This window comes from Halorubrum pallidum, from assembly GCF_055380345.1.
In genome coordinates this window covers 837,426-860,257 of the sequence record NZ_AP043945.1, presented here as the reverse complement: position 1 = coordinate 860,257, position 22,832 = coordinate 837,426, and the positions used below count along the sequence as shown (strand labels likewise).

Here is a 22,832-nt window from a genome sequence, read left to right as displayed (position 1 = left end):
GAGTCGGGCGATCGAAGTATGCCGGTTGAGTCGTGCCATGTCGGTTTCCTCTCCGACCTACTCGCTCGCTACACTCGCTCCTTGAGGTCGGAGGCTCCACCTTGAATTATGCTGAAGAACACCCCCTGCTGTCTGTGCGGCCGCGACGACACCCACACCCGGATCGCGGTCCCGCCGCGCGCGCTCCGGCTCATGGAGAACGGCGGGCCGATCGCGTGGCACGACGTGGTCGGCGCGGTGACGCTCCGCTTTTGCGCCGACGACTGGGACCTCGTGAGCGACCTCGCGATCGAGATGGACACGCACCCGCTCTCGCGGTGTAACGCCGCGCACGTCTCTTTAGATCTCCGCGCGGACCACGAGGCGCTGCTGTCGGCGACGAAAGACGAGCCCGACCAGACGGAATTGGAGTCCCGACTGGAGCGCGAGGCCGAGGCCACCCTCAACGCGGTCGACGACCCCTACACCGAGGAACGCGACGTGGTCGAGGCGATCATCGTGTTGCGCGCGCTCGAAGCGCTCGGAGTCAGACCTGAGTCGCGCGACTCCGTCACCACCTGACCTCGAAGCCGTCGAGCCCCTCCGGCTCCTCGTAGGTCGCGTCGACGTCATCGACCTCAGCCGCCTTGCTCCCGGTCTCACACCAGTCGACCATCTCGCGGACCGCCGCCTCGTCGCCCTCGAAAACGGCCTCGACGCGGCCGTCGTCGAGGTTGCGGACCCAGCCGTCGACGCCCGCCTCCCGGGCGGTGTCGCGAGTCGTCGCGCGGTAGTAGACGCCCTGTACGCGACCCGAGACGTACACGTGTGCTCGCGTTCGATTGGTCATCGACGGGTCGTGCGTTTGCCGGCATTGTAAGTACCACGGCGGCCGGCGCACAACCGACGACTTCTAACGACTCGCCGGCGACACGTCGACTATGGAGTTGTTCGGAACCGCGGGGATCCGCGGGAACGCCACGGAGCGGGTTACCCCCGAACTCGCGCTCGCCGTCGGCCGGGCCGTCGCGGCGGAGGTACGCGTCCGGGAAGCGGCCGGCGACGGTGAGGAAGGCGCGGACGAAAGCGACGGGGGCGACGACGCCACGGAGCCGGCACCCGAGGTCGTGCTCGCTCGCGACGGGCGGGTGACCGGCCCGGCGCTCGCGGCCGCGATGGCGTCGGGGCTCGCGTCGGGCGGCGTCGCGGTCGAGCGAGCGGGGCAACTGCCGACACCGGCGCTGGCGCACGCGTCGCAGGGTCGGTACGGCGCGATGCTCACGGCATCGCACAACCCGCCGAGCGACAACGGGATCAAGCTGTTCCGCGACGGCAGCGAGTTCGACCGCGACGCCGAACGCGCCGTCGAGGCGCGCGTCGACGCGGAGACGCCGCCGGCGGCGTGGGACGAGTGGACCGCTCCCGAGCGCGTCGACACGCTTCCGCGCTACCTCGACGACGTGTGCGAGTACGCCGCGGGGTTCGGATCCGACCTCGACGGCCTCCGGATCGCGGTCGACTGCGGAAACGGGATGAGCGCGCCGGCGACGCCGACCGTGCTCCGCGAGTTGGGTGCCGATGTCGTCACCCTCAACGGCAACGTCGACGGCCACTTCCCCGGCCGCGGGAGCAAGCCGACGCCGGAGACGCTCGCCGATCTCCGCGCGTTCGTCGCCGACGCCAACGACGCTCGCGGCGACGCGGATACCACTGCGGAGGACGGGTCGACGGCGGGCGGCGGCGAGACGGACGAGAAGTTCGCCTTCGGCATCGGTCACGACGGCGACGCGGACCGGATCGTGATCGTCGACGCCGACGGCGAGGTCGTCCACGAGGACACCGTCCTCGCGATGCTCGCCGAGCGGTACACCCGAGAGAGCGACGCCGCAGATCCGGTGGTGGTCACCACGCCGAACGCCTCGGGCCGGATCGACGAGCGCGTCCGCGAGGCCGGCGGGCGCGTCGAGCGCGTGCGGCTCGGAGCGCTCCACGAGGGCATCGCGTCCGTCCGTGAGGCGGCGACTCGGACCGGCTCCGACGACACCCGCGTCGTCTTCGCCGCGGAGCCGTGGAAGCATATTCACGTCGGCTTCGGCGAGTGGATCGACGGCGTGGCGTCGGCGGCCGTGATCGCCCGGCTCGTCGCCGACGAGGGCCTCGACGGGCTCCGAGATCCGGTCACGGAGCGCCCGTACCGCAAGGTCAGCGTCGACTGTCCGGACGACGCCAAGACCGACGCGATGGCTCGGCTGGAAACGGCCCTCCCCGACGCGTTTCCCGACGCGACGGTTGACACCGACCACGGTGTGCGCCTCGAGTTCCCGGACGCCTCGTGGGTCCTCGTTCGTCCCTCGGGGACGGAACCGTACGTCCGCGTGTACGCCGAAAGCGACGGCGTCGACGGGCTGATCGCGGAAGTCGAGGAGATCGTCGAAGCGGCGGTCGAATCGGTCGTCGAGGCGACCGACGACGGTGGGTGAGGCGACCGCCACCGACCGCGCGTTCGACCGACACCCGGTTCGTCCTCCCGCTCCGGCTCCGGAACGCGCGTCCGCGTAACTCCGCCGTGAAGATTAACAACGTCCATTGTGAATTGAAAACATGACTCGTGCGAACGACGTCGCCGTCGGGATCGTCGGTCTCGGTGGGATCGGACACCACCACGCGACGAAACTTGTCGAGCGGGGAGCGACGCTAGTCGGTGGTATGGACGTCGAACCGAACGCGCGCGGCCGCTTTCACGAGGAGTTCGGGGTGCCGGCGTACGAGGAGGAGGCCGATCTCTACGACGACTGCGACGCGGTACTCGTCACGACGCCGAACCGCTTCCACGAGGAGTACGCGCTCTCGGCGCTCGACGCCGGCCTCGACGTGCTCCTCGAGAAACCGCTCGCACACACGCTCGAGAGCGCGGAGCGAATCGCCACCGCCGCCCGCGACGCCGAGGGGTTCTGTATGGTCGGTTTCAACAATCGATTTGCGGAACCGGTACAGGTCATAAAGCGGTACCAGGAGGCGGGCCGGTTCGGCGAGACGACTCACGTTGAGGCGAACTACGTCCGCAGGCGCGGCGTCCCCGGCCGCGGCTCGTGGTTCACGTCCCGCGAGGTCGCCGGCGGGGGCGCGCTCATCGACATCGGCGTCCACGCCGTCGACCTCGCGCTGTACTTCCTCGACCACCCCGAGGTCGTCGAGGTGTCCGGCGAGACGCGCTCGGAGTTCGGCGGGCGCGACGACTACGCGTACGTCAACATGTGGGGCGACGACGCCGGACCGGAGGGGTTCGACGTCGAGGACTCCGCGTCGGCGCTCATCCGCGACGCCCACGGCAACACGGTGTCGCTGGAGGTCGCGTGGGCGACGAACCGCCCGACGAACGACGAGTTCGTGGTCCGCGGCACCGAGGCGGGCGCGACCTTCGACCGTGGGACCGACGACCTCACCATCCACGAGGCGACCGCGTTCGACGGCGACCAGCACCACGTCTCCGACGCCGAGATAGCGGTGCGAGAGACCGACAGTCACGCGGCCGAGCAGGGCGTCTTCCTAGAGGCCGTCGCGACGGGCGACGCACCCGACATAAACACGATCGACGAGGCCCTGTCGGTTCAACGCGTCATCGACGCGGTCTACCGATCTTCCGAACGGGGCGAAGCGGTCCGTCTCGACTGACGCGCGGTGTCCGGGTTCTCCCGCGTCGAAAGATGACCGCACTGAACGTTAGATATCGCCGAAGACGGTTTATCGACACCGTCGCTGGACCTCAGGGGGACTCACCTGTTCCGACCGTGGACGTAGGTCTGGTTGTGGTCGGGAAAGACTTCGTCGACCGCTCGCTCCCCGTGCTCGTCGGCGATGAGCCTCCGGAGTTCGTCCTCGTAGTCCGCCTTGGGCACCTCCTCGCTCGGTCCCTGCTGAACGTCGAACGTCGCCTCGACGAGGCGGTCGACGGCGTGGCGACCGAACCCGGACAGCGGCGAGATGTAGTCGACGCCGTGGCGGTCCTCCAGACTCTGCGCCTGCGCGCGAGAGACCGTCGGCACGCGGTCGTCTCGGCGCGTGCCGTCGGCGACCGCGTCGACGTCTCGGGTCGCTATCACCTCCAGGGCGTGCTCGTGCACGCGCTGGATTCCGTTTCGTGGGTACCCGTCCGCGATCATCGTCTCGGCGGCCGCCGCAGCCACCTCTTCGTCGAGATCGACTCGTTCGAACGGAAATCCGAGTTCCGTGGCGGCGCGCTCGGCGTGTTCCCAGTCGTCGGTGAGTCCGAAACTCCCGGTGACACACCGCACGTCGTAGAACCGATCGAGCAGGTGGGCGGCGAGCGACGAGTCCTTCCCGCCGCTGTACAGCAGCGCGAGCTCCATCTATCGGCGGCGGATATCGAAGCTCTGCTGGTCGGGCTGGAGTTCTTTCAGCAGGTCGCGCATCTGATCTTCGTCGATACGTCCCTGAATGCGTCCGCTCTGTGCCAGCGCCGCGACCTGCTGTTTCACCTTCTCACCGAACTCGGGCTTCGACATCTCGACCGCGTTGAGTCGTTGGCGCGCGCCGTCGGTCAGATGCTGTTTGAGCACCGCCTCCTGTTGGGCCTCGGCGCGTTCCTGGGCCTCTCTCTGAGCGTCGGCGTCGCCGCCACCCTGCTGTTGGCGCTCGCGAAGCTCTTCCATCTTTTCCTCTCGAAGCTCTTGGAGACGTTCGTCGTCGGAGTTCTCGCTCATACACGCCCGTTCACGGTCCGCGCGAAAAACGATTTCGGAGGGATCGCCGTCTCGGCGGACGCGAACCCGGATCGAAACGGCGGTGGCGGGTCGGTCCGCGCCGCTTAAACGGCTCCTCGGCATAACTCGCCGCAATGAGCGAATCGCGGGAGTTCTGTCCGCGCTGCGGTGACGCCGTCGCCGAGCGGCGGGAGCCGCTGCCGGGCGATCCGGGCGGGCGGGACGCGCTGTTGTGTGACGACTGTTACTTCGAGGACTTCGATCTCGTCGACGCGCCGGAGAGAATCGAGGTTCTCGTCTGCTCCGGGTGCGGCGCGGTCCGGCGCGGGGTGTCGTGGCGAGACGTCGGCGCGCGCGACTACACCGACGTCGCCGTCGACGAGGTCGCGGAACGGCTCGGCGTCCACGTCGACGCCGCGGACGTGGAGTGGGGCGTCGAGCCCGAACAGGTCGACGAGACCACGATCCGGATGCACTGCCGCTTTTCGGGCGTCGTCCGGGGCACGCTCCGCTCCGCGGAGGTCACCGTTCCGGTTAGGATCTCGCGCGGGACCTGCGACCGCTGCGGACGCATCGCCGGCGGCTACTACGCCGGCATCGTGCAGATCCGCGCCGACGAACGCGACCTGACGCCCGAAGAGCGCGCGGAGGCGCTGTCGATCGCGGAATCGTACGTCGCGAAACAGGAGGAAGACGGCGATCGCGAGGCGTTCATCACCGAGGTGAACGAGACCGACGACGGCCCGGACGTGAAGCTCTCGTCGAACCGGCTCGCACAGAACGTCGCGACGCGGATCACGGACCGGCTCGGCGGAAGCTTCGAGTCGTACCCCACTCTCGTCACCGAGGACGGCGACGGAAACGAGGTGTACCGGGTGACGTTCGCGGTCCGGCTCCCTCGCTACGCCGAAGGAGAGATACTCGATCCCGGGGACGGCGACGGCCCGGTCCTCGTCACCGGCGTGTCCGGTCGGCTACAGGGAGTACGTCTCGCGACCGGAGACGAGTACACCTCCGACTTCGAGGAGGCCGACGCGCCGGACGCGACGCGGCTCGGAACCCGAGACGACGCCGCGGAGACGACCGTGGTGACAGTCGAAGACGAGAACGCCATCCAAGTGCTCGATCCGGTCACTTACGAGGCGAAGGCGGTTCCCAATCCCGAGTTCGTCGACGACGACGCGGACACCGTGCTCGCGTTCGAACACGGCGGCGAGGTCCACCTCGTTCCCGAAACGTAGCGGCCGCGACCTGGTGGGTGCGGCGGCTGAGACGATCCACGAGAGGGAGCCGGCGCGGATCGAGAGAACTCGCTCGAAGCTGAGCGAGCGGAGAACGAGCGTCCGTCAGTCGGCGCGAGCCGGCTGCTCGTCACCGAGCGCGGCGGCACGCTCCGAGTTGGAGACCTCGATACCGCGGCGTTCGAGCTGATCGATGAATTCGGACACGCTGAGACCGGCCTGTGCGGCCGCCTGTGAGAGTGTCAGCGTTCTCGAACCGTACAGCGTCAGGGCACTCGACAGCCCGTGTGAAGCCATACTTCCAGTACAGCCGTGAGGGATTATGAAGGTTACTACTTCATTCATGGCCCTGATAGACCTTATACGATATATATTGACGATCGATCAGCGACGCAGCGTATAATTACTACCACATTGATCGCCGTTTTGGATCGCGTGAGCGGGCGGCCGGGACGGGTCGAGCCCGCAGGAATTATCAGCGCTTGCGACCGATACGTGCACATGGAAAGGCAACAGCTCATCGCCCTGTTCTTCGCGTTCCTCATGGTGAGTTCGATGGTCGCATGGGGCGTCTCGCTACTCTGAGTCGTTCACCAATCGACACAGACGAGACGGTTCGAGACCGGGCCGTCAGCCGTCGCCCCAGACGTCGGAGAGCGGGTGATCCTTTCGACGCTCGGCGTCGTTCTCCGATCGAGTGCCGTCGCTTCCGCCGGCGTCATCACGGCCGTCGACACCGCTGGTCTGCCCGCCGGGGCTCGACGCGTCCGCGGCCGCTCTGTCTCGGTCGGCCGCCCGACCGCTCGTGTCGTCGACACGCCGCCCGTCGCGCCGCCGACCCGCTCTGGAGGGACCCGATGGCTCGGCGTCGATCCCGGCGAGTGCGGCCGCCGGATCGAACTCGGGCAGCGACGGGGCCGTCATCGCCTCGATCTGGTCGCGGAACCACGGCGGCGTGTCCGCCGCTGCGCGGTCGAAGAGATCCAGCAAGGAGTCGTCCGCGAGGTAGGTCGCGCCGTAGTCGTCCGGGGCGCGGACGACGCGCCCGCACGCCTGAATCACGGTCCGGAGCGCGGTGCGGTGGTACCACGCCCACTGCCCGTCGGCCAGTCGGCGGGCGACCCGCGAGTCGTTGGTGTTGCGGTACGGCGCTTTACACACCACCTGCCAGCGACACAGGTCGTCGCGGAGGTCGAGCGCCTCCTCCATCTTCACCGAGACGAACACCGACGGCTCGTCGCTCGCCCGCCACGCCGCCAGCTCCGCGTCGCGGTCGTCGCGTCCGTGCCTGCGCACCCGTGCGGCGACGCCGAACTCCCCGAGCAGTTCGGTGAGCCGCCCGGCGATGTCGTACGAGTGCGCGTGGATGAGCCCCTTCTCGTCGGGGTGGTTCGCCATCAGGCGCACGATCAGTCGGGCGATCTTCGGCACCGTCTCGTCGCGGTGCTCGTAGGTCATCGAACCCTGTGTCACGTCGTAGAGCGGCCGATTCTCGAGCGGGAACGTGTGCTCGACGTCGACGAGGGCGACGTTCGCGGGGTCGAGACCGACGCCCCGACAGAACGCGTCCTTCGAGAGGATGGTCGCGGACAGTAAGGCGAACTTGTTCCCGCGGTCCCAGACGGTGTGTCTGAGATACCGCGCGGGATCGAGGGGTTTGATCGCGATCTCCGATCCCTCCCCTCCGGGCTGGTCGACGACCCACGTCGTCGGCGACTCGGGATCGCGGTAGTCCTCCAAGAACCAGCCGAGTTCGCCGCTGAGTTCCTGAAGCCGGTCCCGGCGGGCCACCTCCTCTCGGTCGAGTTCAGCCTGCCCCGTCAGCTCGTCTTTCGCGCGTCTCGTGACGTCGAGGAGCGACTCGACGAAGCGCGCGGTGCGATCGAGCGCGTCCTCCTCCGAGCCGGCGTCGGCCGCCACGTCGGGCACGCCGATCTCGTCCCACACCGGGACGCGGCTCGGGGAGAGGTCGATCGTCGCGTACATCTCCGCCCACTCTGCGAGCCCGTGCGCCTCGTCGATCACGACCGTGTCGCGCTTCCGGAACACCTCGGAGCCCGCGGTCCGCATGAAGTACGCTAACGTCAACGCGGCGTATCGGTTCCCGGAGGCGATGGCGCGATCGGAAAAATACGGACAGCGGTGTTTCACCGAGCAGTCGAACCCCTGTTGGCGGACGCAGGGGGCGCGGTTGACCGGCGTGTCGTGTTCGCCCGGGAGGATACAGTCGTAATTCGATTTGCCCCGAATGACTGCCAAGTCGTCGAGGAGGTCGTCGGCCTCCACGTCATCGATCTGCGACACCTGCGGGGTCGTGTAGTACGCGCCGGTCGCCTCGCTCGGCGACGTCTCCTCGACGGTGTCGGCCGCGCCCATGATGGCGCGCGCGAGCAGCGACTTGCCGCTGCCGGTCGGCGCGCGCACCAACACCACGTCGTTGCCGGCGGCGAACGCGTCGCGGATGTCCGCGAGCGCCTGCCGCTGTGCGCCGCGGAAGCTCGGCGCGGGGAACTCGCTGGGGATCCGATCGGGGTCCACGGGTGTCCTGACGCGCTCCCCGAGTTAAAGGCTCGTTTCCCCGGCGGCGGTCACCGACCGAACGCCCCGAGGCTCGACTGCAACTCGCGGGAGGGCACGTCGTCCGTCAGTTCGTAGCCGACGAGTTCGCGCGCGTCCACCGCGTACGTCGAACCGCCGCGGTCGAGCACCAACACCCGCCCCTTCCAGCCGCGGACCGCGCCGGCGGCCATCGTCTCGGCGACCGGCCGCTCGTCGAGGTCGAGCCCGTAGTCGAACGCGAACCGATCGATCGGGTCGAAGCCGTCGAGCAGGGAGTCCCACGCCGCCTCGTCGACGCCGCGTCCGAACCCGTCGATCTTCGTTGGGACGCGCACCCGGTCGACGAGGTCGTCGCGGGACGCCAGTTCGGATTCGACCTCGCGGGCGACGCGCCCGTCGGGAAACGTCCGGATGTGGGCCGCCCGGTCCGCGCCCTGCTCGCGGAGCCGCGTCTCCAGCCGCCACAGCCGCGTGACGCCCACCTTCAACACGTCGGGTGCGAACGCCGCGAGGTACATCGCGTGTTCCTCGTGACAGTCCATCTCGTCTTTGAGACACGTTCCCGTACAGCGAGCGCACACCCAGACGTGGCCGTGATCGTCGCAGTGGGGGGCGTCGTCGACGTCGCAGGCGATGTGGTCGCCCTCGTGGACCGTTCCGGCACACCGGCGGTCGCCGAGGCCGAAGGAGAGCTCGTCGCCGGCGGCGGCCGACACGAGTTCGACCGCGCCGCCGCTGGCGACGTAGAGCCCCTCGCCCGCCTCGTAGTCGACGACCTGCACACGACCGGATAGGGGAAGCGGCGACTTATGCGCATCGTCGCCGGAGCGTTGTTAATCGAGGCGGACCACGACCGGGTATGCCCGCGCCGTTCGATTCACCCGACCCGCCGGAGTCGCCCAGTTCGCTCGCGGTCTCGCTCTCGGCGACCGTCACCGACGCGCGGACCGCCCCGGCGGTCGAGTTCGCACTCACCGTCCGCAACGACGGCGACGAGCCGATAACCCTCCGGTTCCGGACCGGCCAGCGCGCCGACTTCGCGGCGACTCCGATCGGGACGGGGACCGAACCGGTCGAGGGGACCGACCCGGAACCGGTCTGGCGACACGGCGACGGCCGGCTGTTCACGCAGGCAACCGGCACCGAGACGCTGTCGCCGGGCGATGCCGAGACCTACGAGGGGACGTGGGCCGACCCGCCACCGGGGACGTACGCGGTCGACGGCTGGCTGACCGTCTCGGGGTACGGTGTGAGAGACTACGAGACGGACGGCGACAAGACCGACGGCGACGAGACCGATGAGTGGCGGCCGGCGGCGACCACGACGATCGAGGTCGAGTGACGACGTTCCGCGACCGGAGAGTCGCTCACGCCTCGTCGCCGGAGCCCGAACTCTCGTCGCGTGCCGGAACCCCGCCGTGAACCGCGCCTTCGACCGCGGCCTCCAGCCTCTCTCGCGTCCGATGGCTGCGCTCCGCGTCAGTCCGGACCTCTATCAGGTGTGACCCTTCGGCCTCGCGGGCCTGCGCGTACGCCGCGTCGAGGTCGTCCGCGACATCAGCGGCGCGTGCGTCGTCCGGTTCGCTTCGGGCCTCGGGGCGCGCGTCGATCCGGGTGTACGCCAGTCCGTGCAGGTCGGCCATCGGCTCGAATTCGATCCCGTGCGGGGTCTTGAACGCCTCCGTGAACGGCGGCTCGAACGACTCGATCGGGAGCTTGTGGAAGATCCCGCCGCCGTCGTTGTTGACGAGCACGACGGTCACGTCGGCGTCACAGCGATCGATCGCGAGGAGGCCGTTGGTGTCGTGGTACAGCGCGATGTCGCCGACCACGAGCGTGAGGTCGTCGGTGGTCGCGGAGCCCGCGCCCAGCGCGGCCGAGACGATCCCGTCGATCCCGGAGACGCCGCGGTTGCCGAGCGCGGTCACGCTCGTCGTCAACGGGCCGACGAACCGGTCAAGGTCGCGGACGGGCATCGAGTTAGAGACGAAGAGCGTCGCCGGATCGGGGAGCCCCCCGGCGACGACGCGCAGCACGTCTCCCTCGTGGAAGGCGGGGGATTCGCCGCCGGAGCCGCCGACCGCGTCGATCGATCGGCCGACAGCGTCGGCGGCGTCGCGGTCGCGGTCGTGGACCGCCCGCGCCGCACGGTCCGCCTCCTCCCACTGCGCCTGCCAGTCGACCTCGTCGGCGTGTTCGGGGGCGCGGTTCTCGCCGCGGCCGCGACTGCCCCCGCCGCCCCCACCACCCACGACCCGCGAGAGACGGGCACAGAGGCGGCTCGGCTCCGCGGCCACGAGGTCTGTCGCGGCGAACTCGGCCTCCCGCCAGCGACCGGCCGGATCTACCTGGTACTGGTCGGCCCCGGTTTCGGCGAGGTACTTCCGGAGGCGCTTCGAGGTGGGCGACGCGCCGAGTCGCACGACGAGTTCGGGATCGGCCCAGTCGGTCCCCGCGCCGCCGTCGCCCGCGAGCGCGGCCGAGAGGTACGCGTCGTACGCGCCGATCACGGGCGCGACGCGCGTGTGACCGCCGAACCGAACGCCGGAGAGCGGGTCGGCCAAAACGGGGAACCCGGTCGCGTGCGACAGCGCCGTCACCGCCTCGGCGTCGAGCCCGGGCGGGTCGGCCGGCCCCGCGACGATCAGCCCGCGGTCCGCGGCGGAGAGGTCGCGGGCGAGCCGCCGGAGTTCCTCGTCGCCGGGCTCCGGTGCCCCCGGCGTCACGTCGACGTACGGGCCGTCGCGGCCCGTCGCGGCGACGGGGTCGAGGTCGTCCGGCACGTCGCCGGGGACCGGAGTTGGCTCCAGCGGCTTCGCGAACGGGACGTTGAGGTGCACCGGGCCGGCGTCGGTCCCCTCGGCGGCCGCAACGGCGCGGGCGACCGTCGTCCGGAGCGACCGAAGCGAGCGGTCGGTCGCCGCGGGCTCGGGCAGGTCCTTGTAGTACCGAACGGCGTCACCGTACAACTTCTCTTGGTCCGCCGTCTGGTTCGCGCCCGAGTCACGGAGTTCTGGCGGCCGGTCCGCCGTGAGCGCGAGCAGTGGCACACGAGCGTTGTCGGCCTCCATCACGGCCGGGTGGTAGTTCGCGGCGGCCGTGCCGGAGGTGCAGATGAGCGGCGTCACGCTCCCGGTGCGTCGGGCGCGACCAAGCGCGAAATAGGCGGCCGAACGCTCGTCCAACTGCGAGAAGACGTGGAGGTCGTCGGCGCGGGCGGCGGCGGTCGTCAGCGGGGTCGACCGACTCCCCGGTGAGACGACGACGGCGTCGACGCCTGCGGCGACCAACTCGTCGACGAGCGCGCGAGCCCACAGCGTGTTCCGGTTCGGCGCGGTCATTACGCCCACTTCGACGTCGCGAGGTAAATACTCCGGCGAGTCGTCCCCGGTCGGTTCTGCAACGCTTATGCCCGCCGACCGACTTCGATCGGACATGAGCGACGACGACGCCGTCGAGGTCGAGTCCCCGGACGACGCCGAGACCGACGCGTCCGCGGCGGAAGCCAGCGAATCGCAGGACGCGGCACGAACGAACGGCACGGCAGCGGCCGCGAGCGGCGACCCGACCGGGTCGGCGGCCGAGGACGACGAGGAATCGCTCGCGGCCGAGGTCGCCGAACACGACGAGGAACTCGCGGCCGAGGTCGCCGCGCTAGAGGACGAACTGGCGGAGACGCGGGCGGAACTGCTCGAAAAAGACGAGGAGATAGACGAGTTGACGAGCAAGCTCGCGCGCGTTCGCGCCGACTTCAGCAACTACAAAGAGCGCGCCAAACAGAAACAGGAGGACATCCGCGAGCGCGCGTCGGAAGCGCTCGTCGAACGGGTCACTCCGGTCCGAAACGACCTGTTGCGCGCGCTCGATCAGGAGGAGGGAAGCGACCTCCGTCCGGGCGTCGAGTCCACCTTGGAGAAGTTCGACGAGGTGCTCGCCGACGAGGGCGTCGAATCTATCGACCCCGCGCCCGGCGACGACGTCGACCCCGCCCGGCACCAGGTGATGCTCCGCGTCGAGAGCGACCAGCCCGGGGGAACCGTCCACGAGGTGTACGAGCCTGGCTATGAAATGGGCGACCGCGTCGTCAGCGAGGCGAAAGTCACGGTCAGCGCCGACGAGGAGTAGCCCGCTCTCCGCGTTCCGACCTCACGTGGCATCCGATCGCGAGCGGCCGCCATAGACGTCCGCGAGTTCGTCGAGTCCGGGGTCAGACGCGGCTGCGTGGGGGACCGAAAGCGGCGACACGGACACCTCGCCGTCGACGACGGCGCGCCGATCGGTTCCGACGGCGTCTGGGACGTCGGTCGCAGTCATTCGCCCCCAGATCGGGTCTGAGAAGGCGACGCGCCCGTCGCCGTTCCGGGTCGCCTCGATCCCGTACCACTCCGACGGCGTGGTCACTCGCATCGGTGCACGGCCGTCACGGTCGGTCCGGGCGAGAGAGCCGCCGTCGGCGCCGACCGAGTCGGGCTCCGCGATAGGGGCGTTGACGTTGAGGTAGTCGGCGCGGTCGAAGACGCCCGCCTCGCCGGCGCGATCGACGAGGAACGTCGTCGCTCGCGTCGCGTTGGCGAACTCCGCCGGCTCCAGTTCGCGTTTCCACCAGTCCTCGTCGCCGGGGACGTACATCGAGGTCGCCACCGCGGGCACGTCGAAGAAGGCGGCCTCGACGGCGGCCGAGACGGTCCCCGACCGACCGAGGGTGTACGCACCGAGGTTCGCCCCCTCGTTGCATCCCGCGACGACGAGGTCGGCGTCGGGGACGAGCTCGTCGAGCCCGGCGACGACGCAGTCGACCGGGGTTCCGTCGACCGCGTAGCCGAGGTCGTGGTCGGTGACGGAGACCGCCTCCGAGAGCGTCCGCCCGGTCGACGACTGGTCTGCGGTCGGCGCGACCGTCACGACGTCGTAGTCCGCCGCGAGCGCGTCGCGCATGGCGCGGAGGCCGACGGCGTCGATGCCGTCGTCGTTCGTCAACAGGATCCGGTCGACGCTCATACCGGTACGTCGGGCGGTTCGGTCAAAAGCCCACCGGCGGAATCGAAGGAAAGGCACACGTACCGCCGGATCCACCACCCGGTATGGGATTCGGCGACACCGCCAAGAAGATCCAGACGCTCGCCGACAAGGCCGAGCGCACGTACCAGAAGATCAACGAACTCAGGACGGAGGTTGAACAGACCCAGACGACCGTGATCGACACCTCAGAGCGAGTTCAGCGGCTCGAAAACGAGATGGCCGAACAGCGGGCGGTCCTCGACGCCGTCGCCAGCGAGGTCGGCGTCGACCTGGAGAGCGTGAGTGCGGAGGCACACATCACGGACGCAGAGGCGGCCGCCGACTCCGGCGCTGGAGAGACCGACGGGGAGTCGACGAGCGGCGAGTCGGGTGACGAGCCGAACGGCGGATAGGGCGGCGAGTCGGGCGAGCGGTCCGCGGTCACTCGTCGGGATCCGTCCGCGAGACGACCTCGGCAGGCACGCCGGCGACCGTCGCGTTCGGCGGCACGTCCTCGGCGACGAGCGAATTGGCGGCGACGCGCGCACCCGCACCGATCGTGACGCCCGGGAGGACGACCGCTCCGGCCCCGATCATCGCTCCCTCTTCGACGATCACGTCGCCGAGACGGTACTCGTCGCGGAGGAACTCGTGACACAGCAGCGTGGCGTCGTAGCCGACAATCGCGTCGTCGCCGACCGTGATCCGCTCCGGCCAGAAGACATCTGGCGTCGACTCCAGCCCCCACGAGACCCCGGTCCCGACAGTCACGCCGATCCGGCGCAGCAGCCAGTTCTTGAGCCTGAGACTCGGACAGACCCGCGCGAGGACGATTACGACGTAGTTGCGGACGACCGCGAGCGGCGACTTCGCGTCCGGCCACGACCACAGCGAATTTCGCGGCCCTCGCGTCGGGAAGCGGTCCAGACGGTCGGCGCGAACACTGTCCGAATCCACCCCTTCCGGCCGTCTCTCCTCCGGGTTCGTCGGGTCGGTGTCGTCACTCACGACGCGACCTTCGTGCGGCTCTAATAAAAGAGTCGCTGCCGCGAACCCGAGACGGCGATCGCTCAAGTACCATGCCGCGGCCATCGCGCCCACGACGGAACGCCGGCCCACGGTCGGCCGAGACGGGTGCGCGATCCACCGCCGTGGGACCGAACTGGGATCGCCTGTTCGCCAGACGACGCCCGAGAGCGACGCTATCGCGCGCTCACGATAGCGGCTAGGACCGAATCTCGTCCATGTGTTCGATCCGACGCTCGACGAGGTCGGCGGTGCCGATGTCGTGGCGGATCCGGACGCGGTCGCCGGCGACGGCCAGCGCGTCGGCCGCCTCGGCCTCCGCCGCCGCGATGGAGTCGCCGCGGCCGACGACGGCGAACGACCGGGATGTGGTGGTGTACAGTCCGTCCTCGCGTTCGTCGACGCTAGCGTAGTAGAGGAGCGCGTCGCCGACGCTCGTCTCATCGACCGCGATCTTCGCGCCGGCGTCCGGGTCGGTCGGATAGCCGTCGGGCACCGCGTACTTGCAGACGGTCGCCTCGCCGGAGAACTCAAGGTCCGGCAGGGGTTCTCCGTCGCGGGCGGCGGTGAGTACGTCGAGGAACGGCGTCTCGAGCACCGGGAGCGTGTTCATCGCCTCCGGGTCACCGAAACGCGCGTTGAATTCGACGACCTTCGGTCCCTCGTCCGTGAGCATGAACTGCCCGTAGAGGACGCCCTTGTAGTCGGGGAGCGCGTCCACGACCGCGTTCAGCACGTCGACCGCGGCGTCGTAGTCGCCGTCGGCCATGAACGGCAGGGAGAACCCCGTGTCGGTGTACGATCCCATCCCGCCCGTGTTCGGCCCCTCGTCGCCCTCGTAGGCGCGCTTGTGGTCTTGAACTGCCGGCGTCGTCCGCACTTCACCGTTGGCGACGAACGCCTGCACGGTGAACTCCTCGCCGACGAGCCGTTCTTCCAACACGACGCGGGCGTACTCGGAATCGCGGAGGTACGCCTTCGCCTCCTCGCGTGTCACCTGATCGCCGATGACCTTCACGCCCTTGCCGCCGGTTAGTCCCGCGGGCTTGACGGCGAGGTCGCCGTCGTACTCGTCGATGTACGCGCAGGCCTCTTCGACGTCGTCGAACACGGCAAAGTCGGGACAGCCCGGGATCGATTCCTCGTCCATGAACCGACGCTGGTACGCCTTGTCCGTCTCTAGGCTCGCTTCCACGGCCCGCGGACCGAAGGCGTACACGCCGGCGTCGTCGAGGGCGTCGGCGACGCCCTCATCGAGCGCCGACTCCGGACCGATGACTGCCAGATCTGCGCCGACCGACGTCGCGTAGTCGGCGATCGCCGCCGCATCGGTCTCGTCTATCGCCTCGAACCCGTTCGCGAGCCGGCGGATACCCGGATTTCGATTGCTCGCGCAGGCGTACAGCGCGCAGTCGTCGGCCACCGCGCGGGCGATCGCGTGCTCGCGTCCGCCGCCGCCGACGAGGAGTACGGTCTCCGTCATGATCGACGGGTCACCGCACGGTAGTGTAAACGTTACTCTCTATCTGCGCGGATATATACAGATCCGTGGATCCTCTTCCGTCGGCGTCGACGGGTGCGCGGACCGGTGTGACGGGTTTTTGCCGCGTCGGACCGAACCGTGCGTATGTCACAGCCGACGGCGCGGAACCGCCTCGACGAGGAGGCGAGCCCGTACCTCCGACAGCACGCCGACAACCCGGTCAACTGGCAGCCGTGGGGCGAAGAGGCGTTCGAGCGCGCTCGCGAGCACGACGTGCCCGTGTTCGTCTCCATCGGCTACTCGTCGTGTCACTGGTGTCACGTGATGGCCGAGGAGAGTTTCGAGGACGGGTCGGTCGCGGCCGTGCTCAACGAGGAGTTCGTTCCGATCAAGGTCGATCGCGAGGAGCGCCCCGACGTCGACAGCACGTTCATGACGGTCTCACAGCTCGTCACCGGCGGCGGCGGGTGGCCGCTCTCCGCGTGGTGTACGCCCGAGGGAAAGCCCTTCTACGTCGGGACGTACTTCCCGCCGGAGCCGCGCCGGAACCAGCCCGGGTTCCGCGACCTGTGCGAACAGATCGCGGAGTCCTGGCGCGATCCCGACCAACGCGAGGAGATGCGCCACCGCGCGGAGCAGTGGGCGACGAGCGCGCGCGACGAACTGGAGTCGGTTCCGGGCGATCCGGATGGCGATTCGCCGGGATCGGAACTGCTCCGGGAGGCGGCCGCCGCCGCGGTCCGCGGCTACGACGAGGAGTACGGTGGGTTCGGGAGCGGCGGTGCGAAGTTCCCGATGCCGGGTCGGATCGACCTGCTGTTCCGCGCGTACGCCGAGAGCGGCCGCGAGAGCACGCTGGCAGCCGCGACCGGCACGCTCGACGGGATGGCGTCGGGCGGGATGTACGACCAGATCGGCGGCGGGTTCCACCGGTACGCGGTCGACCGCCAGTGGACGGTCCCGCACTTCGAGAAGATGCTGTACGACAACGCCGAGTTACCCATGGTCTACCTCGACGGGTACCGGCTCACCGGCGAGTCGTCCTACGCCCGGATCGCGAGCGAGACGCTCGGGTTCCTCGACCGCGAGCTTCGCCACCCGGAGGGGGGATTCTTCAGCACGCTCGACGCGCGGAGCCGCCCACCCGCGGAGCGAACGGGCGAGGATTCGGACGCGGCGGGAGACGTGGAAGGCGCGTTCTACGTCTGGACGCCCGCCGAAGTCGACGCGGTCTTGGACGAGCCCGCGGCGTCGATCGTCAAACGGCGGTTCGGGATCCGGGCGGGCGGGAACTTCGAACGCGGTACGACGGTCCCGACGGTCGCGGCGTCGATCGAGGAGATCGCCGACGAGCACGACCGCCCGTCAGAGGAAATTCGGGAGATCGCGACGGACGCGCGCGTTGCCCTCTTCGAAGCGCGGGAGTCGCGTCCCCGTCCCGCCCGCGATGAGAAGGTGCTCGCATCGTGGAACGGCCGGGCGATCTCCGCGTTCGCGAACGCGGGCCGCACGCTCGGCGACCCGTACGCCGTGATCGCTCGCGACGCGCTCGACTTCTGTCGCGAGCGGCTGTACGACCCCGAGACGGGCGAACTCGCCCGGCGCTGGCTCGACGGCGACGTACGCGGACCGGGGTACCTCGACGACTACGCGTTCCTCGCGCGCGGCGCGCTCGACGTGTACGCCGTCACCGGCGACCCGGAACCGCTCGGGTTCGCGCTGGAACTCGCCGACTCCATCGTCGCCGACTTCTACGACGCCGACGACGGGACCGTCTACTTCACGCGGGAACCGGAGGCGGGCGATGCGAGCGGTAAAGCGGAGAACGGCGGAGCTTCCGACTCGCTTTTCGCGCGGCCACAGGAGTTCACCGATCGATCGACGCCGTCGAGTCTCGGCGTCGCGACCGAGACGCTCGCTCTCCTCGACGGTTTTCGGACCGATCGGCTGTTCTCCGAGATCGCGGAATCCGTCGTGACGACGCACGCCGATCGGATACGCTCGAGTCCGCTGGAGCACGTGTCGCTCGTTCGCGCCGCGGACCGGGTCCGGACCGGCGGGATCGAAGTGACGATCGCGGCCGACGCGGTTCCCGACGAGTGGGACGAAACGCTCGGCGAGCGATACGTTTCCGGGGCGCTCGTCGCGCCGCGACCGCCGACGGACGACGGCCTCGACGAGTGGCTCGATCGGCTGGACCTGAAGTCGACCCCACCGATCTGGGCGAACCGCGACAGCGAGAGCGGTGACCCGACCGTGTACGTCTGTGAGGGACGAGTCTGCTCGCCCGCCGAGACTGACCTCGACGCGGCGTTAGAATGGCTCGCGTCACGAGCCACGGACGACACCTAAGGGAATCGAGCGGCTGTTTTTCCGGCCGGAGAGGTGGGGGACAACCGAGCGCAGATACCCGGATGGACGCCAGAAGAAACGGGCGATACACCGGACATCGGCGGTTCGAGATCCTACTCCTCTTCCTCTTCCTCGACGGGAATGCGACCTCGCTCCCAGACGGTGTGCGCGGAGGTGTCGTTCGGTGCCGTGTGCGAGATGTCTTTCATCGTGTCCCGATCGCTCATGATACCCGGCCGTTACGACGAACTCCGGATTAACCCTTCGTGAAAACAGATATATACACCTAATATCATATAAGGGTGCACCGTCTCGATGGCGTCCCGTCAGAGGCGGTTCTGACGATGCAATGCCGTGTTTCACGCTCCAGCACCCGCTCGATGTCGGTCCCGGCCTCCGGGAACGCCGTCCGAACATGTTGGTACCAAAGTGGTTGTCCACCCGGCGGCAACGTGCCGGTGATGCAACTCACGCGCAAGACGATCGCGAAGGTAATCGTCGCGGCGTTCCTGTTGAACCTGGTCGTCATGGGTGCCGGGGCGTGGTTCGCGTATCAGGAGGCGCCGCCGATTCCCGACGAGGTCGTCGGTCCCGACGGCGAGACGATCGTCACCGGTGCCGATGTCCAAGACGGGAAGGCGACGTTCCAGCAGTACGGGCTGATGAACCACGGGTCGATACTCGGAAATGGCGCGTACTACGGAGAGGACTACACCGCCGAGACGCTGGAGTTGAAGGCCCAACACATGCGCGACTACTACGCGCGCGAGGAGTACGGGGCCGAATACGACTCGCTCGGATCCGCCGAGCGAGCCGCGGTATCCCAGACCGTCCGCGACGACCTCGACGAGGCTCACGACGGGAGCGACGTCGTCGAATACTCGGCGGCCGAGGCGTACGCCCACAAACGGGTGAGCGAGACGTACGTCGAGCGATACCACGAGGGTGACCACGCCAGAGGCGTGCCCGAGGGCATGATCCAGTCGCCGGAGGAGGCGCGGCAGTTCGCCGACTTCGCGCTGTGGACCGCGTGGTTCTCTCACACCGACCGGCCCGGTAGCGACAACTCCTACACGAACGAGTGGCCCTACTCGCCCCCCGCCGGCAACGACGCCACCGGTGCCGCGATGATCTGGAGCGTGGTCGCGATGGTGCTCCTCGTCGGTGCGGCCGGAGTTGCCATCCTCCTGTACAAATCGGTGAAGCTTCCGGAACCGTCGGCGGCGGGGATCTCGGTCCCCGAGCCGGGCGACGTGAGCGTGTTCCCGAGCCAGCGCGCGGCGCTCAGATTCGTTCCCGTCGCCGCCGGCCTGTTCCTCGCGCAGGTGTTGCTCGGCGGGTTGCTGGCGCACTTCTACATCGAGCGGGCCGGTTTCTTCGGCATCGAGGAGCTGTTCGGCGTCCACGTCCTCCAGTTGCTCCCATTCTCCATCGCCAAGACGTGGCACATCGACCTCGGAATCTTGTGGATCGCGTCGACGTGGCTCGGCGCGGGGCTGTTTCTCCCGCCACTTTTGACAGGTCACGAACCGGCCAACCAGAAGCGGTACGTCAACGTCCTGCTCGGCGCGCTCGTGGTCGTCGTCGGGGGCGGAATGGGCGGGATCTGGCTCGGCGCGAACGGCTACTTCGACGGCCAGCTCTGGTGGCTGCTCGGAAACGAGGGGTTGGAGTACCTCGAGGTCGGGAAGGTGTGGCAAGGCGGCCTGTTGGTCGGGTTCATCCTCTGGGCCGTGCTGGCGATTCGAGGACTCGAGCCGCTGCTCGACCGTGAGCCGGTGTACGGACTCGCGCACATGATCCTGTACGCCGGAGGATCCATCACCCTGCTCTTCCTCGCCGGCTTCCTGTTCACGCCCACGACCAACATCGCCGTCACCGAGTTCTGGCGGTGGTGGGTGGTCCACATGTGGGTCGAGGGGGCCTTCGAGTTCTTCATCGTCGCGATCATCGGGCTCACGCTCGTGTCGATGAACCTCCTCACCCGCCGCAGCGCCGAGAAGGCGGTGATGCTGCAGGCGCTGTTGGTGATGGGCACCGGCGTGATCGGCGTCTCACATCATTACTGGTGGATCGGGATGCCCGACTACTGGGTCCCGATCGGGAGCGTCTTCTCGACGCTCGAACTGCTCCCGCTGATATTCATCCTCTACGAGGCGATCGGTCAGTACCGGGCGATGACCGCCGGCGACGGGTTCCCGTACACGCTCCCGTTCATGTTTATCGTCGCGAGCGGGGTCTGGAACTTCGTCGGCGCCGGCGTCCTCGGGTTCTTCATCAACCTCCCGCTCGTCAACTACTACGAACACGGCACCTACCTCACGGTGGGACACGCGCACGCCGCGATGTTCGGGGCCTTCGGATTCCTCGCGCTCGGGATGGTCGCGTACATGCTCCAGCTGTCGATCGACCCCGAGCGCTGGGACGGCTCGTGGCTCCGCGCGTCGTTCTGGTGTTGGAACGTCGGACTCGCACTCATGGTGTTCGTCTCGGTGCTCCCGGTCGGGTTCCTCCAGCTCGACGTCGCGTTCACCGAGAGCTACGCGGCGGCTCGAAGCCTCGGATTCTACGAGGGGTCGCTCGTCCAGACGCTGTTCTGGGCGAGGCTGCCCGGTGACACACTGATCATCATCGGGACGGCGATATACGTCGCCGACCTGCTCCGCAAGCGGTTCGTCCTCCGAGAGTCCGCCGAGGACCCGAGCGTCGACGACATGGCCGTCGCCGAGGGAATACTCGGGGACGACGACTGAGACGCGTCAAGAGTCTCTGGCCGTCTCGACGTCGAACCCGCCGGCGTCCGCGGGAGGTCGTCGACGAACTCTCCGATCGCCGTTCGATCGACGCGCAGAAGCGTCTCGCTGCAGGTCGACTTGACGATCTCGACGCGGTGGGTCACCTCGGTCAGCGTGGCGCGATGCGACTTCGCAGTACCCCAGATCGACGGCTTCGAGCGGGATCTCCCGCTGTCGTTCCGTGAGGAATTCGTCGGGGTTCAACGCTCGGACGCGTCCGGCGTCTCCGCAGACGACGCCGACTCCGCGTCGCTCTCCCGAAGCATTGCCGCGCCCCCGTGTCGGCTCACGGTCGCAACCATGTTGCCGGCGAAAAGCAGCGCGCCGGCCGCCGCGACTCCCCCGCCGACGACCCGGAGGAGACGGCCGTCGGCTCCGCCCGCGGCGACGCCGGGAGTCAGCGGAGCGAACTCCGGCGCGACCGTCGCGGCGAGCAGCAGGCCAGTCCCGAGGAGCGTCGCGGCGAGGTCGACTCGCGCGAGGCGGGCGTCGTAGAGGTCGTCGATGGCTGGGACGCGCTCCAGACCGACCCGGTCGGCGTAGCGGTCGAGCCAGACGATGAACGGAACGACGTGGTAGACGCTCCCGACGACCACGAACCCGACGACTGCGCCGAGCAGGATCGGGCCTGCGCCGGGGGCGCCGATCCTGACGGCGGAACCGAGGGGGCGAGCAAACCACGTCGCGGCCGCGGTCGTGCTCCACGCGAGGAGCGCGACGCCGACGACCGCGTACCGCGAGAGCATCGGCGTCGCGGTCGCAGCTGTCGCGTCGCGCACCCGTCGGAGGAGCACCCCGCCGGCGGTCGCCGTCCCCCCCGTGACGAGGAGCCCGCCGGCAGCGGCGAGTGGCGCGATCTCGATCAGTCGGCCGGCGGCGAGCGCCGTGACGCCGACGGGATATGTCGCCGTCTCGAACCGAGCGAGCCGTCCTTCGACGGGCGTCGCGTCGGTCTGGGAGAACATGGGGCCGAGCTGGTAGAGCGCGCCGATCACGGTCGTGATCACGCCACCGAAGAGCGCGAGCGTGACGTGAGCGTCTATCACGGCGGGCCGCGAGAGTCCGAGGGCGGCGAGGATACCCCATCGGTAGCCGGCCGCGAGCGACCCACCGAGGACGGCCGCGAGCACGAGAAAGCCGATCCCCAGCGCGAAGTGACGCTCGGTGACGTCGAGGGGACGTGCGCGCCGCAGCGTCCGCGCGAGGTTATACGCGAAGACTCCGATCCCCGCGGCGATCAGTCCGGCAAAGAGCGCACCGTCGGCCGAGCGGCCGAGCCAGAGCCCGCCGGCGAACCCGGTAACGCCGACCGCGACGAGACAGAGCTGAAGCGTCGCCAGCCGCTCGGAGTGGAGCGTCACCCCGGACCACACGGGGACGAACTGCGTCACCGCGCCGAGGATCGTCAGACACACCCACCCGACGAGAAGCAGGTGCGCGACGGCGACTCCCGCGGGACCGAAGCCGCCGAGACCGACCTTGACGAGCCCGGAACGACCTTCCGCGACGCCCGTGATGTGGACGAGCGCGAGCGCGCTGCCCGCGGCGAGGAACGCCAGCGAGGCGACGAAATGCCGGAGCGGGATGGTGGTCGGCGGACGCGTCGATGTCGTGAGATCGGTAGGAACGCCGCGCATGTGCACGCGTTCGTCCCGGGCGTTCCTGTGGCTGTGTCCGA

General features: G+C 68.9%; 21 protein-coding genes. 9 read left to right on the top strand and 12 right to left on the bottom strand.

The window, feature by feature from the left end; all coding sequences use genetic code 11:
* Nucleotides 1-108 precede the first annotated feature (108 nt).
* Nucleotides 109-561 carry a hypothetical protein gene (locus ACZ45C_RS06000; protein WP_460560204.1) on the top strand — a complete coding sequence of 151 codons (453 nt, stop codon included), beginning with the start codon at nucleotides 109-111 and terminating at the stop codon, nucleotides 559-561.
* Here ACZ45C_RS06000 and ACZ45C_RS05995 read toward each other — a convergent pair.
* On the bottom strand, nucleotides 551-829 hold the full coding sequence (locus tag ACZ45C_RS05995) for an acylphosphatase (RefSeq protein ID WP_460560206.1): 279 nt from the start codon (nucleotides 827-829) through the stop codon (nucleotides 551-553). The genes ACZ45C_RS06000 and ACZ45C_RS05995 overlap by 11 nt on opposite strands.
* A gap of 91 nt (nucleotides 830-920) precedes the next feature.
* On the opposite strand from ACZ45C_RS05995, the gene ACZ45C_RS05990 reads away from it, so the two are divergent.
* On the top strand, nucleotides 921-2,459 hold the full coding sequence (locus ACZ45C_RS05990) for a phosphohexomutase domain-containing protein (protein ID WP_460560207.1): 1,539 nt from the start codon (nucleotides 921-923) through the stop codon (nucleotides 2,457-2,459).
* Between the two features lie 121 nt (nucleotides 2,460-2,580).
* The gene (locus tag ACZ45C_RS05985; RefSeq protein WP_460560209.1) at nucleotides 2,581-3,651 is read left to right on the top strand and encodes a Gfo/Idh/MocA family protein; all 1,071 of its coding nucleotides are present in this window, start codon (nucleotides 2,581-2,583) and stop codon (nucleotides 3,649-3,651) included.
* A 101-nt stretch (nucleotides 3,652-3,752) separates the two neighbouring features.
* Here ACZ45C_RS05985 and ACZ45C_RS05980 read toward each other — a convergent pair whose 3' ends face one another.
* Both ACZ45C_RS05980 and ACZ45C_RS05975 read right to left on the bottom strand, forming a co-directional pair.
* Entirely contained in the window at nucleotides 3,753-4,346 is a 594-nt protein-coding gene (locus tag ACZ45C_RS05980; protein WP_460560211.1) for a DUF7411 family protein, read from the bottom strand.
* On the bottom strand, nucleotides 4,347-4,700 hold the full coding sequence (locus ACZ45C_RS05975) for a DNA-binding protein (protein WP_460560213.1): 354 nt from the start codon (nucleotides 4,698-4,700) through the stop codon (nucleotides 4,347-4,349).
* Between the two features lie 134 nt (nucleotides 4,701-4,834).
* Here ACZ45C_RS05975 and ACZ45C_RS05970 point away from each other — a divergent pair, with 134 nt between their 5' ends.
* A complete protein-coding gene (locus tag ACZ45C_RS05970; RefSeq protein WP_460560215.1) occupies nucleotides 4,835-5,941 on the top strand; it encodes a 60S ribosomal export protein NMD3 in 1,107 nt (368 codons plus the stop codon).
* A gap of 105 nt (nucleotides 5,942-6,046) precedes the next feature.
* Here ACZ45C_RS05970 and ACZ45C_RS05965 read toward each other — a convergent pair whose 3' ends face one another.
* The 3 genes from ACZ45C_RS05965 to ACZ45C_RS05955 form a co-directional block, all read right to left on the bottom strand.
* Nucleotides 6,047-6,238, bottom strand: coding sequence for a UPF0175 family protein (locus ACZ45C_RS05965; RefSeq protein ID WP_460560216.1), 192 nt, complete (start codon nucleotides 6,236-6,238; stop codon nucleotides 6,047-6,049).
* A gap of 333 nt (nucleotides 6,239-6,571) precedes the next feature.
* Complete coding sequence (locus tag ACZ45C_RS05960) at nucleotides 6,572-8,479, bottom strand: helicase C-terminal domain-containing protein (RefSeq protein WP_460560218.1); 1,908 nt, start codon at nucleotides 8,477-8,479, stop codon at nucleotides 6,572-6,574.
* Nucleotides 8,480-8,529: 50 nt separating this feature from the next.
* Nucleotides 8,530-9,282: a DUF2797 domain-containing protein gene (locus tag ACZ45C_RS05955; RefSeq protein ID WP_460560220.1), complete on the bottom strand. Its 753-nt coding sequence runs from the start codon at nucleotides 9,280-9,282 to the stop codon at nucleotides 8,530-8,532.
* 77 nt (nucleotides 9,283-9,359) lie between these two features.
* Here ACZ45C_RS05955 and ACZ45C_RS05950 point away from each other — a divergent pair, with 77 nt between their 5' ends.
* The gene (locus tag ACZ45C_RS05950) at nucleotides 9,360-9,842 is read left to right on the top strand and encodes a BsuPI-related putative proteinase inhibitor (protein ID WP_460560222.1); all 483 of its coding nucleotides are present in this window, start codon (nucleotides 9,360-9,362) and stop codon (nucleotides 9,840-9,842) included.
* Between the two features lie 25 nt (nucleotides 9,843-9,867).
* Here ACZ45C_RS05950 and menD read toward each other — a convergent pair whose 3' ends face one another.
* Nucleotides 9,868-11,841, bottom strand: coding sequence for a 2-succinyl-5-enolpyruvyl-6-hydroxy-3-cyclohexene-1-carboxylic-acid synthase (gene menD / locus ACZ45C_RS05945; protein WP_460560224.1), 1,974 nt, complete (start codon nucleotides 11,839-11,841; stop codon nucleotides 9,868-9,870).
* Between the two features lie 94 nt (nucleotides 11,842-11,935).
* Between menD and ACZ45C_RS05940 the strand changes: the two genes are divergently transcribed.
* Nucleotides 11,936-12,625 (top strand): nucleotide exchange factor GrpE, encoded by a 690-nt coding sequence (locus tag ACZ45C_RS05940; protein WP_460560226.1) that lies wholly within the window; start codon nucleotides 11,936-11,938, stop codon nucleotides 12,623-12,625.
* Nucleotides 12,626-12,646: 21 nt separating this feature from the next.
* On the opposite strand, the gene surE is transcribed toward ACZ45C_RS05940, so the two are convergent.
* Entirely contained in the window at nucleotides 12,647-13,498 is an 852-nt protein-coding gene (gene surE / locus ACZ45C_RS05935) for a 5'/3'-nucleotidase SurE (RefSeq protein ID WP_460560228.1), read from the bottom strand.
* An 83-nt stretch (nucleotides 13,499-13,581) separates the two neighbouring features.
* Here surE and ACZ45C_RS05930 point away from each other — a divergent pair, with 83 nt between their 5' ends.
* Nucleotides 13,582-13,911 carry a DUF5798 family protein gene (locus ACZ45C_RS05930; protein WP_460560230.1) on the top strand — a complete coding sequence of 110 codons (330 nt, stop codon included), beginning with the start codon at nucleotides 13,582-13,584 and terminating at the stop codon, nucleotides 13,909-13,911.
* A gap of 28 nt (nucleotides 13,912-13,939) precedes the next feature.
* Here the strand turns inward: ACZ45C_RS05930 and ACZ45C_RS05925 are convergent, their stop codons facing one another.
* Nucleotides 13,940-14,506, bottom strand: a complete 567-nt coding sequence (locus tag ACZ45C_RS05925; protein WP_460560232.1) for an acyltransferase — start codon at nucleotides 14,504-14,506, stop codon at nucleotides 13,940-13,942.
* Between the two features lie 217 nt (nucleotides 14,507-14,723).
* On the bottom strand, nucleotides 14,724-16,007 hold the full coding sequence (gene purD, locus ACZ45C_RS05920; protein ID WP_460560234.1) for a phosphoribosylamine--glycine ligase: 1,284 nt from the start codon (nucleotides 16,005-16,007) through the stop codon (nucleotides 14,724-14,726).
* A gap of 144 nt (nucleotides 16,008-16,151) precedes the next feature.
* Here purD and ACZ45C_RS05915 point away from each other — a divergent pair, with 144 nt between their 5' ends.
* Nucleotides 16,152-18,359, top strand: a complete 2,208-nt coding sequence (locus ACZ45C_RS05915) for a thioredoxin domain-containing protein (protein WP_460560236.1) — start codon at nucleotides 16,152-16,154, stop codon at nucleotides 18,357-18,359.
* A gap of 113 nt (nucleotides 18,360-18,472) precedes the next feature.
* Here the strand turns inward: ACZ45C_RS05915 and ACZ45C_RS05910 are convergent, their stop codons facing one another.
* Nucleotides 18,473-18,586: a hypothetical protein gene (locus ACZ45C_RS05910; protein WP_464374333.1), complete on the bottom strand. Its 114-nt coding sequence runs from the start codon at nucleotides 18,584-18,586 to the stop codon at nucleotides 18,473-18,475.
* A 234-nt stretch (nucleotides 18,587-18,820) separates the two neighbouring features.
* Here ACZ45C_RS05910 and ACZ45C_RS05905 point away from each other — a divergent pair, with 234 nt between their 5' ends.
* Nucleotides 18,821-21,112 (top strand): nitric-oxide reductase large subunit, encoded by a 2,292-nt coding sequence (locus ACZ45C_RS05905; RefSeq protein WP_460560238.1) that lies wholly within the window; start codon nucleotides 18,821-18,823, stop codon nucleotides 21,110-21,112.
* Between the two features lie 242 nt (nucleotides 21,113-21,354).
* Here the strand turns inward: ACZ45C_RS05905 and ACZ45C_RS05900 are convergent, their stop codons facing one another.
* Complete coding sequence (locus ACZ45C_RS05900) at nucleotides 21,355-22,791, bottom strand: hypothetical protein (RefSeq protein WP_460560240.1); 1,437 nt, start codon at nucleotides 22,789-22,791, stop codon at nucleotides 21,355-21,357.
* Nucleotides 22,792-22,832: the final 41 nt, after the last annotated feature.